The organism is Pseudomonas sp. RIT357, assembly GCF_000632245.1.
In the GTDB taxonomy this organism is placed as follows: Bacteria; Pseudomonadota; Gammaproteobacteria; order Pseudomonadales; family Pseudomonadaceae; genus Aquipseudomonas; species Aquipseudomonas sivasensis.
This window is the reverse complement of sequence record NZ_JFYX01000047.1, coordinates 218,650-235,993: the sequence shown is the minus strand read 5'-3', so window position 1 is coordinate 235,993 and position 17,344 is coordinate 218,650. Positions and strand designations below refer to the sequence as shown.

The window sequence follows — 17,344 nt, the reverse complement described above, 5'->3', positions numbered from 1 at the left end:
CTACTCACATCCGGACTCACCGGAATAGAGACAGGAGAATCACCATGCGCAAGACCCTTATCGCTTTGATGTTCGCCGCTGCCCTGCCAACCGTTGCCATGGCCGCGATGCCCGAAGGCCCAGGCCCGATGGGCGGTCCTGAAGGCCACATGATGGGCGGCCCGGGCCACGGCGGTGAACACGGTCCGCGTGGCAAAGGCGGCCCTTTCAGCCAACTGGACCTGAGCAAGGAACAGCGCCAGCAGATCGGCAAGCTGATGGGCGACCAATGGCACGCTCGCAAAGACCTGACCAAAAAGTACCTGGACAAACTCCCGGCCGCTGACCAGAAAGCCATGCAGGATGAAATCGCCGCCGGCAAGCAGAAAACGCAGGCCGATATCCGTGCCGTGCTCAAGCCTGACCAGCAGAAGAAGTTTGACGAGATCGTCAAGAAGCAGGAACAGCGTCGAGCCGAATGGAAGGAATTCCAGGCCTGGAAAGCGCAACAGCCGCAAAAAGCGCAATAATGCTCCCGCGTTAAAGCTACCAGCCCAGTGGCTCCCGCCACTGGGCTTTTCCTGTTTGAGGGTTTCCTGTGCGTTCATTGTTCTGGCGCATCCTGGCCAGTTTCTGGCTGGCCATCGCCTTGGTTGCCGGGTTGTCGATCTTGCTTGGGCATATGCTCAATCAAGACGCCTGGATTCTCAGCCGGCACCCTGGCCTCAAAAACCTGGCCGAAGAGTGGACCCAACTCTACGAAACCCAGGGCGAAGATGCTGCCCAGGAATTGCTGCAACAGCGCAAGCGCCAGTATCACCTCGACGTGCAAGTGCTGAACGAAAGCGGCGAGCCAGTGGTGCGTGGCACCTTCCCGCGCCGCGCCGCCGCCTTTGAAGCCCGACAGAACGACAGCAAGGAAGGCCACCTTCCCTGGCGCCGTCTGACCGCCGAGTACACCAGCGAGAAAACCGGCGACACGTACCTGCTGATCTACCGCATCGCCCATCCGGAGCTCGACGAATGGCACCGCAGCAGCCTGACGTGGCCATTGAGCGCCTTGGCCATTGCCTTGGTGGTGCTGACCCTGTTCAGCCTGTTTGTCACCTTATCCATCACCCGCCCGCTGAGCCGCCTGCGCGGTGCGGTGCATGACCTTGGCCAGGCCACCTACCAGCAAAACAGCCTGGCGCGCCTGGCCAATCGGCGTGATGAGTTCGGTGTACTCGCCACTGACTTCAATCGCATGGGCGCGCGCTTGCAAAGCCTGATCGGCAGCCAGCGCCAGTTGCTGCGCGATGTGTCCCACGAACTGCGCTCGCCCCTGGCCCGCCTGCGGATCGCGCTGGCCCTGGCCGAACGCGCCGGGCCCGAAGAACGAGAAAAACTCTGGCCGCGCCTGACTCGCGAATGCGACCGCCTGGAAGCTCTGATCAGCGAGATCCTGGTACTGGCACGCGTCGATGCCGACAACGCCAGCGCTGAGGATGTCGACCTCACCCCCCTGCTCAAGACCCTGCAAAAAGACGCCCAGCTCGGCGCGCCAGACCAAGTGGTCCAACTGGCCAGCGAACATGACCTGCAGCTCAAGGGCTGGCCGACCATGATCGAACGCGCCGTCGACAACCTGCTGCGCAATGCCCAACGGTTCAACCCGCCAGGCCAGGCGATCGAGTTGCGGGCGCAGCGCCACGGCGAGCGCATCCTGATCAGCGTGCGCGACCATGGCCCCGGTGTTGACGCCGAACACCTGAGCCAACTGGGCGAGCCGTTCTACCGCGCGCCCGGCCAGACTGCCCAAGGCCACGGCCTGGGCCTGGCGATTGCGCGGCGTGCAGCCGAACGCCATGGCGGCAGCCTGATCCTGGCCAATCATCCTGACGGCGGCTTTATCGCCAGCATCGACCTGCCGTTGGAACCTGGGGTTGCAACGCCGGTGTGATGATCTTCTATAGTGGCCCTTCTCTTACGGAGGGCCTTCGATGACTGACCTGCTGACTCCCATCCAAGCCGCACTCGATCTACCCCACACCCCGCTGACCTTCACCGAGGCTGGCGCCCTGCCCTCGACCTACGCCGTCACCGAACTGGCCAGTGCCAGCATCGGCGCCGCCGGGCAGGCCGTCGCACAACTGATCCAGCAACAGACCGGGCGCTTACCCAGTGTGAGTGTGGACCGGCGCCTCGCCTCTTTCTGGTTTTCTTCCTCGATCCGCCCGGTAGGCTGGCAAGTGCCGCCACTGTGGGACCCGGTAGCCGGCGACTACGCCAGCGCCGATGGCTGGATTCGCCTGCACACCAACGCGCCCCATCACCGCGCCGCCGCCGAACGTGTGCTGGGGACGGTCGCCGACCGCGCCGAGATGGCCGGCAAGGTCGCTGCGTGGAACGCCGCCGAACTGGAACAGGCGATTGTCGACCAAGGTGGCTGCGCGGCGCAGATGCGTGCTTGGCGCGCCTGGCAGCAACATCCGCAAGGGTTGGCGGTGAACGCCGAGGCGTTGGTTCAACGTCGGACTTTCGAAACCACAACCGACAAACCCTGGCTCGGCTCGGCGGCACGCCCGCTGGCCGGCCTCAAGGTGCTGGACCTGACCCGCGTATTGGCCGGCCCCGTGGCCAGTCGTTTTCTTGCTGGCCTCGGCGCGGATGTACTGCGCATCGACTCCCCCACCTGGAACGAACCCGGCGTGGTCCCGGAAATGACCTTGGGCAAACGCTGCGCGCGCCTGGACCTGAAAACGCCCGAAGGCCGGATGATGTTCGAGCGTTTGCTCAAGGACGCCGACATCCTGCTCCACGGTTACCGCGCTGACGCCCTGGAGCACCTGGGCTACACCGCCCCAGAACTGCAACACATCGCCCCCGGCCTGATCGACGTCAGCCTCAACGCCTATGGCTGGAGCGGCCCGTGGCGAAATCGTCGGGGCTTCGACAGCCTGGTGCAGATGAGCAGCGGGATCGCCGAGGCGGGCATGCTCTGGAAACACGCGGATAAACCGGTGCCGCTGCCGTTGCAGGCGCTGGATCACGCGACCGGGTACCTCATGGCGGCCAGTGCGATTCAGGCGCTGGGCGAACGATTGCAGTCCGGGCGCGGTGGTTCGGCGCGGTTGTCGTTGGCGCGCACCGCGACGTTACTGGTGGAAGCAGGCCAGGCTCCGGAGCAACCGGCGTTGCGAGAGGAAGAACCTGGAGATCAAGGCCTGGTCGTGGAACAAACCGCCTGGGGCCAGGCCCACCGGCTGCTGCCCCCGCTGACCATCGGCGGTACGCCATTGCAATGGGATTTGCCGGCTGGAGAATTGGGCTCACACAGGCCGCAATGGTGACTTGACCTCCGCCATGGGGAGCAAGCCCTGAGTCTTGCATAAACCATTTCAGACGAGCGCATTCCTGTGGCGAGCGGGCTTGTCCTAATGCCAGTCAGTTAAGGAGGAACACTGTAACTGTGGCGAGCGGGCTTGCCCCGCGTTGGGCTGCGAAGCAGCCCCAAAACCAGGCACAGAAGAGTGCCTGATACACCGCATTCGTCTTAATCAGGGGCGCTTCCCCCCAACGCGGCGCAAGCCAACTCGCCCGTTTGCTACGCGACAGCGCTACGTCGAAAAGGTAGTGGGACCTCCCACATTTTGAAGATGTTTACCCATCAAAATGTGGGAGGGGGCTTGCTCCCGATGAGGCCAGTACCGTCCCCCCACTACAACGACAATACCCCGCTGTACAACCCATACGCCGCCAGCCCTGCACCGGCGATCACGCAGCTGAAAATGCCCTTCTCAACATGGGTAAACAACGGCTGGCCCTGTTCGCGCTTGGCCAGGGCGAACAGGATCACGCCCGGCGCATACAGCAGCGCCGACAGCAGCAGGTATTTCAGCCCCCCCGCGTAGAGCAGCCACAGGGCGTAGCCCAGGGCGATCAACCCCACCAGCAGGTCCTTGATGCGATGGCGGTGGGCACCTTCATAGGTTTCTCCCCGCCCGCTCAACAGCACGGCATACGCCGCCGACCACAGGTACGGCACCAGAATCATCGACGACGCCAGGTAAATCAGCGTGGTGTAAGTGCTGTGGGAAAACAGCGTGATCACCAGAAAAATCTGGATCATCACATTGGTCAGCCACAAGGCATTGACCGGCACCTGGTTGGCGTTTTCCTTCTTCAAGAACGCCGGCATGGTCTTGTCGTGAGCCGTGGCATAGAGGATTTCCGCGCAGAGTAACGCCCAGGACAGCAATGCGCCCAACAGCGACACCGCGAGGCCCAGGCTGATCAGCAGGGCGCCCCAAGGGCCGACAATATGCTCCAGCACGCCCGCCAGGGAGGGGTTTTGCAGGCTGGCCAGCTCTGGCTGGCTCATGATCCCAAGGGACAGCACATTCACCAGCGCCAACAGCGCCAGCACGCCAAGAAAGCCAATCACCGTGGCGCGCCCGACATCCGAGCGCTTCTCGGCCCGCGCCGAATAGACGCTGGCGCCTTCGATGCCGATAAACACGAACACCGTCACCAGCATCATGTTGCGCACCTGATCCACCACGCTGCCGAGCTGCGGGTTGCCCAGGCCCCAGATGTCACGGGTGAAAATATCGGCTTTAAAGGCCACGGCCGCGATCACGATAAACATCAGCAGCGGCACGATCTTCGCCACGGTAGTGATCTGGTTGATGAATGCCGCCTCCTTGATCCCACGCATGACCAGGAAATGCACCGCCCACAGCAACAACGATGCACAGCCGATGGCAACCGGCGTATTGCCCTGGCCGAATACCGGAAAAAAGTAGCCAAGGGTACTGAACAGCAACACGAAGTAACCGACGTTGCCCATCCAGGCACTGATCCAATAGCCCCAAGCCGACGAAAACCCCATGTAATCGCCAAACCCGGCCTTGGCGTAGGCATACACCCCTGAGTCCAACTCGGGTTTGCGATTGGCCAGGGTCTGGAACACAAACGCGAGGGTCAACATGCCGACGGCGGTGATCGCCCAGCCGATCAATACCGCGCCCACCTCGGCACGGGCGGCCATGTTTTGCGGCAGGGAAAAGATCCCGCCGCCGATCATCGACCCCACCACCAAGGCGATCAGGGCGCTGAGTCGAAGTTTCTGGGCCGGTTGAGACATGAACACTCCTGACTGAAAAACCGTGTTGAGCTGACAACTGAGCACTCAACTAATTAAATCAGCGAGTGTAGCGTTTATTAGGGATGGCGATTAAATCAATCCGTTCATAACCAAATGGCATTTAAATTAACAACATTTAGGCTTATTTAGATTTTAAATAGTGCATCAACTCTTAATATTTATAGCGAATAAGTGAAACACCGCTCAAATAGTTTGCACATCCGGCAAAAAGGTTTAGCTTCAAACGTCCATCTCACCGGCCAAATAATTAAATTTAATGGGGTTAACCGCTCTGCGCAGCGCGTTTCCAAGGATTTTTATCGCCCACGAGTTTCCAGCCTAAGTCATTTATTCACAATGGGATGTGCCAATGAAGTGATCTGAGTCAGCTGTTTGATTAGCACACGGAATTATTCTGTGGTCTCTCTTCTCCTGCATTGGAGTTATGCAATGTCTGAATCCCCCGGAAAACTTCGATTAGGTGCACTGGTTGCACTTGTCGTGGGCTCAATGATCGGCGGCGGGATCTTTTCCCTGCCGCAAAATATGGCCGCCAGCGCTGATGTTGGCGCGGTATTGATCGGTTGGGTGATTACCGCCATCGGCATGTTGACCCTCGCGTTCGTGTTTCAGACCCTGGCCAATCGCAAGCCCGACCTCGATGGCGGCGTGTACGCCTACGCCAAGGCCGGATTCGGCGACTACATGGGTTTCTCGTCAGCCTGGGGCTACTGGATCAGCGCTTGGCTGGGCAACGTCGGCTACTTCGTATTGCTGTTCAGCACACTCGGATACTTCTTCCCGATCTTCGGCGAAGGCAACACACCCGCAGCGGTGATTGGCGCGTCGGTGTTGCTGTGGGCCGTGCACTTTCTGGTGCTGCGCGGGATCAAGGAAGCAGCGTTCATCAACCTGGTGACCACGGTCGCCAAGGTGGTGCCACTGGTACTGTTCGTGTTGATCGCCGTGTTCGCGTTCAAGCTGGACATCTTCACCGCTGACATCTGGGGCGTAAAAAACCCAGACCTGGGCAGCGTGATGAACCAAGTGCGCAACATGATGCTGGTCACCGTGTGGGTGTTCATCGGCATCGAAGGCGCGAGCATCTTCTCGTCCCGTGCGGAAAAACGCAGCGACGTCGGCAAGGCCACCGTGATCGGCTTTATCACTGTGCTGTTGTTCCTGATGCTGGTGAACGTGCTGTCCCTGGGCATCATGACCCAGCCGGAACTGGCCAAGTTGCAGAACCCGTCAATGGCTGCGGTGCTGGAGCATGTGGTAGGCCACTGGGGCGCGGTGCTGATCAGTGTCGGCTTGATCATCTCGCTGCTGGGGGCGTTGCTGTCGTGGGTGCTGCTGTGTGCGGAGATCATGTTCGCCGCCGCCAAGGACCACACCATGCCGGAGTTCCTGCGTAAGGAAAACGCCAACCATGTGCCGGTCAACGCCCTGTGGCTGACCAACGCCATGGTCCAAGTGTTCCTGGTGATCACGCTGTTTTCCGCCAGTACCTACCTGTCGCTGATCTACCTCGCCACCTCGATGATCCTGGTGCCTTACCTGTGGTCGGCGGCCTACGCGCTGCTGTTGGCGGTGCGCGGCGAAACCTACGAAAACGCCCTCAAAGAGCGCAAGAAAGACCTGTTCATCGGCGCAGTCGCGCTGATCTACGCGGTCTGGCTGCTCTACGCCGGCGGCACCAAGTACCTGCTGTTGTCCGCCCTGCTCTATGCCCCCGGAGCGATCCTGTTCGCCAAGGCTAAGCATGAACTGGGCAAACCGATTTTCACCAACGTCGAGAAGCTGATTTTCGCCGCAGTAGTCATTGGCGCCCTGGTGGCAGCCTATGGCCTCTACGACGGCTTCCTGACTCTGTAACTGTTGCTCCTTGGAGGATCTGTAATGACCACGGAAAAAGTGAAGTACGGCGTACATTCCGAAGCCGGCAAACTGCGCAAAGTCATGGTGTGCTCCCCAGGCTTGGCCCACCAACGGCTGACCCCGAATAACTGCGATGAACTGCTGTTCGATGACGTGTTGTGGGTGGCCCAGGCCAAGCGCGACCATTTCGACTTCGTGACCAAAATGCGCGAGCGGGATATTGATGTGCTGGAAATGCACAACCTGCTGACTGATATCGTTGCCATCCCCGAAGCCCTGGACTGGATCCTGGAACGCAAGATCACCTCCAACACCGTGGGCCTGGGCCTGGTCGATGAAGTCAGCTCCTGGTTGCGCAGCCTGGAGCCGCGCAAGATCGCCGAGTTCCTGATTGGTGGCGTGTCGGCCGATGACCTGCCGAGCAGCTTCGGTGGCAAGACCATCGAGATGTTCCGCGACTTCCTCGGCCACGCCAGTTTCATTCTGCCGCCGCTGCCCAACACCCAGTTCACCCGCGACACCACCTGCTGGATCTACGGCGGCGTGACGCTCAACCCGATGTACTGGCCGGCGCGACGCCAGGAAACCCTGCTGGCCAGCGCCATCTACAAATTCCATCCCGAGTTCACCAACGCCGACTTCCAGATCTGGTACGGCGACCCCGATCAGGAACACGGTGCCGCCACACTGGAAGGCGGTGACGTCATGCCCATTGGCAATGGCGTGGTCTTGATCGGCATGGGCGAGCGTTCGTCCCACCAGGCCATTGGCCAACTGGCGCGCAACCTGTTCAAGAACAAAGCTGTGGAACGGGTGATCGTTGCCGGCCTGCCGAAATCCCGCGCGGCGATGCACCTGGACACCGTGTTCAGCTTCTGCGACCGCGACCTGGTGACCATCTTCCCGGAAGTGGTCAACCAGATCGTGCCCTTCACCCTGCGCCCTGACGACAGCAAGCCCCACGGCATCGACATCCAACGGGAGAAAACCAACTTCCTCGAGACCGTTGCCGCCGCGCTCAACCTCAAGGCCCTGCGCGTGGTTGAGACTGGCGGCAACAGCTTCGCCGCCGAGCGCGAGCAGTGGGACGACGGCAACAACGTAGTGGCCTTGGAGCCAGGCGTGGTGATCGGCTACGACCGCAACACCTACACCAACACCCTGCTGCGCAAGGCTGGCGTGGAAGTCATCACCATCAGCGCCGGCGAACTCGGCCGTGGCCGTGGCGGCGGCCACTGCATGACCTGCCCGATCATCCGCGACCCTATCGACTATTAATTTTTGGCCTTGGCCGCTGCTTATCCAGCAGCAGCCGAGGGGATAACCGAAACCTAAGGAGATCCACCATGGCTTTTAATATGCGCAACCGCAGCCTGCTCTCGCTGATGCACCACACCACTCGCGAGCTGAACTACCTGCTGGACCTTTCCCGCGACCTCAAGCGCGCCAAATACACCGGCACCGAGCGCCCACACCTCAAAGGCAAGAACATCGCGCTGATCTTCGAAAAAACGTCGACCCGCACCCGCTGCGCGTTCGAAGTGGCGGCCCATGACCAAGGCGCCCACGTCACCTATATCGACCCGGTTTCGTCGCAAATCGGCCACAAAGAAAGCATGAAAGACACCGCCCGCGTTTTGGGCCGCATGTTTGACGCCATTGAATACCGTGGCTTCGAACAGGAAATCGTCGAAGAACTGGCCAAGTTCGCCGGGGTCCCGGTGTTCAACGGCCTCACCGCTGAATTCCACCCAACCCAAATGATCGCCGACACCCTGACCATGCGCGAGCACAGCGACAAGCCGCTGCATGACATCAGCTACGCCTACCTAGGCGACGCCCGTTACAACATGGGCAACTCGCTGCTGATGATCGGCGCCAAGCTCGGCATGGACGTGCGCATCGGCGCGCCGAAAGCCCTGTGGCCCCATGAAGACTTCATCAAACAGTGCCAGGCATTCGCCGAGGAAAGCGGCGCGCGCATCACCATCACTGAAGACCCGAAAGAAGCAGTCAAAGGCGTGGACTTCATCCACACCGATATCTGGGTGTCCATGGGCGAGCCGGTGGAAGCGTGGGACGAGCGCATCGAGCAACTGCTGCCGTACCAAGTCAACGCCAAGATGATGAAAGCCTCGGGCAACCCACGTGTGAAGTTCATGCACTGCCTGCCGGCGTTCCACAACAGCGAGACCAAGGTCGGCAAGGACATTGCCGCGCGGTATCCGAACCTGGCCAATGGCGTGGAAGTGACCGAGGAAGTCTTCGAGTCGCCGGCCAACATCGCCTTTGAGCAAGCGGAAAACCGCATGCACACCATCAAGGCGATCCTGGTGTCGGCACTCGCGGATATCTAAAGGCTACACGGGTTAAGTGTGGGAGGGGCAGTGCGACGATTCGACTTGCCCCCGATGGCGGCGGATCAGCTACAGATAAGTTGCCTGACATACCGCTATCTGGAGCAAGCCCCCTCCCACATTGGCCTCTGTGCTCACACCCATAGAAGGATTGAATTATGCGCATCGTCGTAGCCCTGGGCGGCAACGCCCTCCTGCGCCGTGGTGAACCCATGACCGCAGACAACCAACGCGCCAATATCCGCATCGCCACCGAACAAATCGCCAAGATTCACTCCGGCAACGAGCTGGTGATCGCCCACGGCAATGGCCCGCAAGTCGGCCTGTTGTCGTTACAGGCGGCCGCTTATACCGGCGTCTCTCCTTACCCGCTGGACGTGCTTGGCGCCGAGACCGAAGGCATGATCGGCTACATCATCGAACAGGAACTGGGCAACCTGCTGGACTTTGAAGTGCCGTTCGCCACCCTGCTCACCCAGGTGGAAGTGGACGCCAAGGACCCGGCCTTCCAGAACCCCACCAAACCCATCGGCCCCGTGTACTCCAAGGCGGAAGCGGAAAAACTCGCCGCCGAGAAAGGCTGGGCCATTGCCCCGGATGGCGATAAATATCGCCGCGTCGTCGCCAGCCCGCGCCCCAAACGCATCTTTGAAATCCGCCCAATCAAGTGGCTGCTGGAAAAAAGCGCCATTGTGATTTGCGCCGGCGGTGGCGGTATCCCGACCATGTACGGTGAAGACGGCAAGCTCAGAGGTATTGAAGCGGTCATCGACAAAGACCTGTGCTCTTCGCTATTGGCCTCGCAACTGAACGCCGATCTGCTGGTGATCGCCACCGACGTCAACGCAGCGTTCATCGACTTTGGCAAACCGACGCAAAAGGCCATCGGCCAGGCCCATCCCGATGACATGGAAAAACTCGGCTTCGCCGCCGGCTCCATGGGGCCCAAGGTGCAGGCCGCCTGTGAATTCGCCCGTCAGACTGGCAAAACTGCGGTCATCGGTTCACTCTCGGACATCGAAGCCATCGTCCAGGGCAGCGCCGGCACGCGCATCAGCACGGCAACACCTGGCATCACCTATCTGTGAAGTAGAGGAGATACGCCTATGGCCACCTTTGAACCCGGTCACCTGCACGTCGAACGTCACGCCCTTAACAAGGACGACTACAGCTACAACCTGTGCATTGACTATGAAGTCAGCCAGGACCCAAAGGAAGGCACGGGCATGCTGTTCAAGCTGCACGGCTCGGTGCAGGGTAAGGACATCAACGAAGAGTTCTATCTGCCCAAGGACCAGGCCTTCGACTTCGCGCGGCACGCGATGAACATCGCGCAGAAGTACGGGATGCCGAAGATCGCAGTGTTGAATGGCTCGATGCACAAGCAGTACGACCAGATGTTCGAGGATGTGCGGCATCAGCTGGATGTGAAATCCGGCGACCCGATCAAGCCTGAGCACTTGGAATAACTGACACAACCCTGCTCCAAATGTGGGAGGGGGCTTGCTCCCGATGGCGGTGTGTCAGCTGGAAATACGCTGACTGACACCCTGCTATCGGGGGCAAGTCGAATCGTCGCTCCGCCCCTCCCACATTTTGATCTACATGCGCGCCAAGGCATACTTGCCGCCTCCCGCTCCCCAGAATTGTTAGCGCCCCATGCGTATCCACGTCAGCTTCATCGACCGCGTCGGCATTACCCAGGAAGTCCTGGCCTTGCTCGGTGGGCGCAATCTCAACCTGGATGCGGTGGAAATGGTGCCGCCCAACGTCTATATCGACGCCCCGACGCTGAGCGCCGAGGTACTGGAAGAATTGCGCGACGCGCTGTTCAGCGTTCAGGGCGTGCAAGCGGTAAGGGTGGTGGACATCCTCCCCGGCCAACGCCGCCACCTGCAACTCGATGCTTTGCTGGCAGCGATGACCGACCCGGTGCTGGCCCTGGACAGTGCGGGCAAGATCCTGCTGGCCAACCCGGCGCTGATTGCGTTGTACGGGCGCGAACCGGCCGGAGAAAGTATCGCCGAGCTTTTCAATGACACGGCGTTGCTCGATACCTTGCTGGAGCAGGGCTTTCGCCTGCCCTTGCGCGAGATCAGCATCAACGGTCAGACCTGGCTGCTGGATGCCACGCCGATCACCGACGCCGGCGCCCTGCTCACGCTGTACCAACCCAACCGCATCGGCGAACAACTGTCGGCGCTGCACCACGACCACGCCGAGGGCTTTGATGCGCTGCTCGGCGAATCACCGGCGATCCGCACCCTCAAGGCACGTGCCCAACGGGTCGCGGCACTGGATGCGCCACTGTTGATCCAGGGCGAAACCGGCACCGGCAAAGAGCTGGTGGCGCGCGCCTGCCACGCTATCAGCACGCGCCACAGCGCACCGTTTCTGGCGTTGAATTGCGCGGCGCTGCCGGAGAACCTCGCCGAAAGCGAGCTGTTCGGTTATGCCCCCGGCGCCTTCACCGGTGCCCAGCGCGGCGGCAAGCCGGGGCTGATGGAGCTGGCCAACCAGGGCACGGTGTTCCTCGATGAAATCGGCGAAATGTCGCCGTACCTGCAAGCCAAGCTGCTGCGCTTCCTCAATGACGGCAGTTTTCGTCGGGTGGGTGGCGACCGTGAAGTGAAGGTCAATGTGCGCATCCTCAGCGCCACCCACCGCGACCTGGAAAAAATGGTCGCCGAAGGCACGTTCCGCGAAGACCTGTTCTACCGCCTCAACGTGCTCAACGTCGAAGTACCGCCGCTGCGCGAGCGTGGCCAGGACATTCTGTTGCTGGCGCGTTACTTCATGCAGCAAGCCTGCGCGCAGATCCAGCGTCCGGTCTGCCGCCTGGCGCCAGGCACCTACCCGGCGCTGTTGGGCAATCGCTGGCCAGGCAATGTGCGCCAGTTGCAGAACGTGATCTTCCGCGCCGCCGCCATCTGCGAAAGCAGCCTGGTGGACATCGGCGATCTGGACATCGCCGGCACCTCAGTGGCACGCCAGAGCGACGGCGAAGTCGACAGCCTCGAACAGGCGGTCGAGGACTTCGAACGCGGCCTGCTGGAGACGCTCTACGTCAGCTACCCCTCGACCCGACAACTGGCCAGCCGCCTGCAGACCTCTCACACCGCCATCGCCCATCGCCTGCGCAAGTACGGCATTCCCGGCAAATCCTGAACCCAATCGTCACCAGAACGCCCGCCGCCCTCGGTGCTTGACCGAGTCAGTTGCGCGAAAGAACAGCCGCTCGGCCATGGGCGCGCTGATGCGCGAGTAATAGATCGCGACCACATCCGAATCGGTCTTGTCGGCCAGGCTGCGGAAACTAGTGAAGCGCTGCTCCGGAAGTTTCAGATGCCCGGCCTTGAAATCGGCATCCGCTGCGGTGGGCGTCAAATAATGAAAGTGCGCGTACGCCAGCACCCTGCCCTGCTTGTCCTTGACCACATACTCCTGCAAAAAATCATCGACGCGCTTGAGGGCAATACGCCCCTCGATGCGCACGATCTGCAGTTGGTCTTGAGCATGAAGCCAGGCGATCCCGCTTTCATTGGGCGGCATACGCTTGATCATCTCGATGCGCAACGATCGCCCCTGTTCCAGGTACCGCCGCGCGACCTTCTCCAGATCATCCAACAACGTCTGCGACACAACATCGGGCGCGGCTGGCAGCGCCTTGCGCAACTTGTCGGCAACCGCCCGGACGGTCGCGGATTGCCGCGTCAGCCGCGCCTCAACGTTCTCCGGCGGGGTATTGCCGAGCGCCTCGTTGCGCGCCTGTTGCAGCACCATGGGTTCGCGTTGCAACAAACGGCGGGCGTCGCCCTTGAGGTTTTCCAGGGAACGTGTCGGACGCGGCACAACGGGCGCCGCCTCGGCAATCGCTTCGAACTCAGTTGAACCGGCCCGCTCCTGCAAACTGACCACCACGCGCTGATCAACCGGGCTGATCAGGTCGACGATCTCTTCACCCGAATCCGGCGTACGCGCACGCACCCGCCCCAGTTGGTAGCGTTTTTTCGAGTCACGGACCAGCCGTTGATCGGCGCCAGGGCGTCGCAATGCCGTGGCCTGGGGGCTACCCTCCTGCTCGCGCAGCAGTTTTGCCAACGATATTCGCGACTCTTGATCCAGACTGAGGATTGTCGACTCCACAGGCACTTCAATGTCGCTGTGAATCACCTCCGGCAGTGCTTCGCGGTACTCCGCGAGTATCGCCAGGGTGCTGGCGTACTCGTGCAGAATCGCCCGAATACCTTCAATGCGCTGCTGCACACTGAGCACGCCCGCTTCATCAATGGTTTTTTGCGACTGGGCCGATTGAATCGCCTCGTCGATCGCCCCCTTGACCCGCATGCAATCGTCGTGTTCTTCGGGCGTCGGCCGTCGACGCCAGATCATCTGTTTGAGGGTCTGCAACTGCAGCGTCCTCCAGTCGAGCGGCGCACCATAGGACGAAGGCGCCAAGTCGCCGACGAAGGATTTATAGCCAGGTACACCCTGCAAACGCTGGTAGAACACACGTTCCCAGAAGCTCAGGTTAACCATGGATTGCTGAAACTCGCCGATCTTATGCGCTTCTTCGTTCAGCACACGCTCGGCGGCCTGGGACACCGTCACGTCAGCATCCTCAAACTGCGCGGTCACTTGCTCTATGCGCGCTGGTGGCAACTGCTCCTCACGACGATTGAAGGTCAATACGTACATGCGTCGGCGCATGGTTTCCAACATGGTCTTCAGTTGCGCGCAATGCTCTCTTTCAAAACCATCCATGGGCTTAATGCTGTTCTTGCGGATAAGCAGATTGAGTTGTTTTTGTTGCGCGCCCTCTTGTTTTTCCATTTCCGCCAAAAAGCGCATCCTGGCATCGCGCCGGTGCTGGTCGGTAAATTGCCCTTCAGCGCTTGAATGGGCCTTTTCGCACAGGCTTTCGGCTGCCTTCACTTTGCGTTCGCACGCTATGAGTTCAGCGACAGCCGCGTCGTACTCATCCTTAATCAAGAGACTCTTGCGCTCGACTTGCGCATAGCGCCGCGCAGCCGGGCTTCTCTTCTGCCCACCGAGCAAGCGCAGGCCGAGGTCGATTGTCCATACGTCATCCGCGCTCTTTCTGAGCCACGGCCCCAGGCGCTGGGGATCCCTGAGATCAGCTATTCGCCAGCCACCTTCCACTGCCGTCACGCCGTATATCTTGCTGTCGAGCAACGTGTAGTTTTCCTGGCTCGCAGCGCCACCGTCGCGCAGCACCTGGACCTGGCCGCGCACCGGGCTGTCGGCCGAGAACACCGCGGGCCTGTCGGGCCCACGCTCTCCCCGACCAGGCGCCCACTGGAAGGTCTCAAGCTTTGCCTGCTGCTGCGGATTGAGCTTGAGCCGTGAATTAGCCCAGGAATAATCCATGGCGGTGATATCCGCGAGCGAACGCGGCCAGGCAAACGTCGACGTTGGTTGGCGAACGTGGCCGACCGGGATGACGTCCGTGGTGTGCACCGTGCCGGTGGTGACGGCTTTGCTCGCACTCAGGCCCAAACGTTCATCCAGTTTGACCACCGGGCTCAGGAGCAAGCCGGCCAGGCTACCGATCAGTTCGGTGAGGGCAGCGGCGGCGTCTTCCTGGCTGGCGTCTGGCGGCAGCGCCAGGACCGCGCGAAACGTCTTGAAGGTTTGAAACAGCCAGCCCGCGACCGCCACCGGCCCGCGAATCATGGGCAGCAGCGCATTGAACAATTGCCACAGATCATTCTTGAACACGGCCCAGCGCAACGCCTCGTTGGACGCTGACTGCTTCACCGCCAGTTGCCAGAGGCTGTGGGCGTTTTCATCAAACACGACCGCCAGAAAATCACCGGTTATCACTTCATCACTGAGTAGGACCGGGCTTGAAGTGGGCTGCGCGTCGTATTCATCCCCCGGTAGAAAACGCTGAACGTGGGGCCGCAGAAAACCGCCATTGCCGAACAACGCCCGACTGGCGTCCGGCAAGCGTTGCAGCACCAGGCGCTGCAGATCGCTGTCGACGCGGGCGATTTCATCAAGTAGCGCCTGGCGACTGGGGAATTGTTGCAACACGGCGTCGACGTGATCCGGCCGATAAAGAATGTGGGGCAGCGGGCTGTTATCGCGCGGGCCGATCACAAACAGGTTGTCCGCCTTGTGGGCACGCCCGCCGGCATGGAGCAGGAACGCCAGGGGCCGCGCCACAATCACCTCGCCACTGAGCACACGCTTGAGCGGGTCTTCCTGCAGCATCGTGCGCACCACCAGGGCGCCGGTCCGGGTAAAACCGTGGCGCCGGCGCAGGCTGTTTTCAAAGGCGCGCATGGGCAGTTGGATCGTCATCTGATCAACAAACAAGCGACGCCGACGTGGGCAGTCCACCGGGTCCGAAATCAACGCGCGCTCAAGCAGCGTCGGATAGTGCTTGCCCACGTCCACGCGTTCGATCAGTTGCTTGAGGTACGCAGCTGTCAGCCAGCCGGGTACGCTTTCCGGCTGGGTCTGATGGCTGATCTGCACGCTGGCGTATGCCGTGACGAAGGGGTTTTCCAGCGACCATTGGGTCAAGGTCCTGGCGGTGCGTTGGGTCCAGCCAACGGTGCCGCCCTGGGTGCGCTCGAAGGTCAGTTGGTAATCATCCGGGTCGATGATCGCCTGGCCTGGACGGTCCAGGCGCATTTGCCGGCGCAGGGCGTTGCGCGCGTAGACATCTATTGAGTCGAGGCCATCCAGAAATGATGCGCCACCGGTGGTTTGCTGCAGGCGCTCAAGCCACCGGCCATAAACCAGACGATCTGCGCTGCCGGCAAGTTGCAACCAGAGCGGCAACTGTTCTTCGTGGGGTTGCTGCAGTGCGTCGGGGTCGAACCAGGCCAGCGGTGAGGTGAGTGAAATAAACAACTGTTCATAACTGCCAATCTCCGGCAGTGCCGACCAATCGACCCGATACAGGCTGCGCAACTGGCGCTCCAGCAACGTCTGGGCCAGGGCATCGAACACGTTGCCCTCGGGCTCACGCAGCACCCAGTGGACGGGAACCCCGGGCAAATAGTGGTTCATATAGCGCGGCAACAGATTGCCCAACGCGTCGAGGTTATCGAGCGTCAGCAGGTTCAGCGCCGGGACGTACAGCAGCGTGACACGCTGGCCCTGCACCTGACGTTGCAACACCAGCAAAGGCAGCCATTCGCCCTGGCGTTCGTTCTGGACCGCAAACACCTGATAGATCCGCAATACATGCGGCTGGCCCAACGCTTCGCGATCCGCGCGGTCGCTCCAGACCTGGGTATGTTCATCGCCCAGCCCCAGCAGCGCGCGCGCGTGCTCCGAGCTTAGTGGCGGGTTCTGCCGCGCCGTCATCAGGCACGCACGCAATTGGCGGCCGACCGCGTCCCAGCGACTGTGCGCCGAACCGTCCGACACGCGCTCGTTCCAGTAGTCCACCAACCGTTCGGCAAACCCCTCCAGCACACCGGGGGCCAGGGCGTTGAGCATCTGTTCGATGTCGTCCACGGTGATCGCGTCGGTCACCGCCTCGAACACCCGCTCGCCCGAGCGAGTCAGCAGTTGATGATGGCCTGGCGTGTAGTTCAGCGCTTCGCCGCTCATGCAGCGTTTGATCAGCGCATCGCTCAACGTGATGAGCTGTGTGTAGTCACCGCCAGCCTGTATCACACCGATCCAAGCAGTGTGCGCCCGCAGGCGCGCACCGACGAACCGCTCCTCCAGCCAGCCCTGGATCATGGACTGGGCCACAGCGGTCAGGCTCAAGCGATGGGCAAACACTTTGGATAAGTAATCGCGGGACATCCGCGCCTGGGTGAGCTCCGGAGAATTTGCAGTTGAAGCACGCATGGGATGCATCCTGATAACGAGATCACGGCACGTTAAAGCGTCAGGGAACGCCCAAAGCAGTACATCTATCTTGCACAAAGGGCTGAAAGCGACCTTCACCGTACTGAAAGCGCTACAGCGGAACGATATCGCTACAGCCCTGCTTTTTACGCGCCAT

General features: G+C 61.0%; 11 protein-coding genes. 9 read left to right on the top strand and 2 right to left on the bottom strand.

The features are described 5' to 3' along the window. Window positions 1–44 precede the first annotated feature (44 nt). The 3 genes from BW43_RS03210 to BW43_RS03220 all read left to right on the top strand — a co-directional run bounded on the left by BW43_RS03210 (window position 45) and on the right by BW43_RS03220 (window position 3,311). Entirely contained in the window at window positions 45–509 is a 465-nt protein-coding gene (locus tag BW43_RS03210; protein WP_032890971.1) for an LTXXQ domain protein, read from the top strand. Between the two features lie 68 nt (window positions 510–577). Beyond that, the gene (locus BW43_RS03215) at window positions 578–1,921 is read left to right on the top strand and encodes a HAMP domain-containing sensor histidine kinase (protein ID WP_032890970.1); all 1,344 of its coding nucleotides are present in this window, start codon (window positions 578–580) and stop codon (window positions 1,919–1,921) included. A 40-nt stretch (window positions 1,922–1,961) separates the two neighbouring features. Then, window positions 1,962–3,311, top strand: a complete 1,350-nt coding sequence (locus BW43_RS03220) for a CoA transferase (RefSeq protein ID WP_032890969.1) — start codon at window positions 1,962–1,964, stop codon at window positions 3,309–3,311. A 368-nt stretch (window positions 3,312–3,679) separates the two neighbouring features. Here the strand turns inward: BW43_RS03220 and arcD (BW43_RS03225) are convergent, their stop codons facing one another. Next, on the bottom strand, window positions 3,680–5,107 hold the full coding sequence (arcD, locus tag BW43_RS03225; protein WP_032890967.1) for an arginine-ornithine antiporter: 1,428 nt from the start codon (window positions 5,105–5,107) through the stop codon (window positions 3,680–3,682). Between the two features lie 450 nt (window positions 5,108–5,557). On the opposite strand from arcD (BW43_RS03225), the gene arcD (BW43_RS03230) reads away from it, so the two are divergent. The 6 genes from arcD (BW43_RS03230) (at window position 5,558) to BW43_RS03255 (ending at window position 12,513) form a co-directional block, all read left to right on the top strand. Then, complete coding sequence (gene arcD, locus BW43_RS03230; protein WP_032890966.1) at window positions 5,558–6,985, top strand: arginine-ornithine antiporter; 1,428 nt, start codon at window positions 5,558–5,560, stop codon at window positions 6,983–6,985. Between the two features lie 24 nt (window positions 6,986–7,009). Next, on the top strand, window positions 7,010–8,266 hold the full coding sequence (gene arcA / locus BW43_RS03235; protein WP_032890964.1) for an arginine deiminase: 1,257 nt from the start codon (window positions 7,010–7,012) through the stop codon (window positions 8,264–8,266). A gap of 68 nt (window positions 8,267–8,334) precedes the next feature. Beyond that, on the top strand, window positions 8,335–9,345 hold the full coding sequence (locus BW43_RS03240; protein WP_032890962.1) for an ornithine carbamoyltransferase: 1,011 nt from the start codon (window positions 8,335–8,337) through the stop codon (window positions 9,343–9,345). A gap of 158 nt (window positions 9,346–9,503) precedes the next feature. Further along, entirely contained in the window at window positions 9,504–10,433 is a 930-nt protein-coding gene (gene arcC / locus BW43_RS03245; protein ID WP_032890960.1) for a carbamate kinase, read from the top strand. A gap of 18 nt (window positions 10,434–10,451) precedes the next feature. Further along, window positions 10,452–10,814, top strand: a complete 363-nt coding sequence (locus tag BW43_RS03250; protein WP_032890958.1) for a DUF5064 family protein — start codon at window positions 10,452–10,454, stop codon at window positions 10,812–10,814. A 190-nt stretch (window positions 10,815–11,004) separates the two neighbouring features. Then, the gene (locus BW43_RS03255) at window positions 11,005–12,513 is read left to right on the top strand and encodes a sigma-54-dependent transcriptional regulator (protein WP_032890957.1); all 1,509 of its coding nucleotides are present in this window, start codon (window positions 11,005–11,007) and stop codon (window positions 12,511–12,513) included. A 9-nt stretch (window positions 12,514–12,522) separates the two neighbouring features. Here the strand turns inward: BW43_RS03255 and BW43_RS03260 are convergent, their stop codons facing one another. Beyond that, window positions 12,523–17,187 carry a hypothetical protein gene (locus tag BW43_RS03260; RefSeq protein ID WP_155989986.1) on the bottom strand — a complete coding sequence of 1,555 codons (4,665 nt, stop codon included), beginning with the start codon at window positions 17,185–17,187 and terminating at the stop codon, window positions 12,523–12,525. Window positions 17,188–17,344 lie beyond the last annotated feature (157 nt).

Bases quoted from the DNA above. Each gene is read 5' to 3' on its own strand.
- BW43_RS03210 (WP_032890971.1), top strand. From the start codon at position 45: ATGCGCAAGACCCTTATCGCTTTGATGTTCGCCGCTGCCCTGCCAACC.
- BW43_RS03220 (WP_032890969.1), top strand. From the start codon at position 1,962: ATGACTGACCTGCTGACTCCCATCCAAGCCGCACTCGATCTACCCCAC.
- arcD (WP_032890967.1), bottom strand. From the start codon at position 5,107: ATGTCTCAACCGGCCCAGAAACTTCGACTCAGCGCCCTGATCGCCTTG.
- arcD (WP_032890966.1), top strand. From the start codon at position 5,558: ATGTCTGAATCCCCCGGAAAACTTCGATTAGGTGCACTGGTTGCACTT.
- arcA (WP_032890964.1), top strand. From the start codon at position 7,010: ATGACCACGGAAAAAGTGAAGTACGGCGTACATTCCGAAGCCGGCAAA.
- BW43_RS03240 (WP_032890962.1), top strand. From the start codon at position 8,335: ATGGCTTTTAATATGCGCAACCGCAGCCTGCTCTCGCTGATGCACCAC.
- arcC (WP_032890960.1), top strand. From the start codon at position 9,504: ATGCGCATCGTCGTAGCCCTGGGCGGCAACGCCCTCCTGCGCCGTGGT.
- BW43_RS03250 (WP_032890958.1), top strand. From the start codon at position 10,452: ATGGCCACCTTTGAACCCGGTCACCTGCACGTCGAACGTCACGCCCTT.
- BW43_RS03255 (WP_032890957.1), top strand. From the start codon at position 11,005: ATGCGTATCCACGTCAGCTTCATCGACCGCGTCGGCATTACCCAGGAA.
- BW43_RS03260 (WP_155989986.1), bottom strand. From the start codon at position 17,187: ATGCGTGCTTCAACTGCAAATTCTCCGGAGCTCACCCAGGCGCGGATG.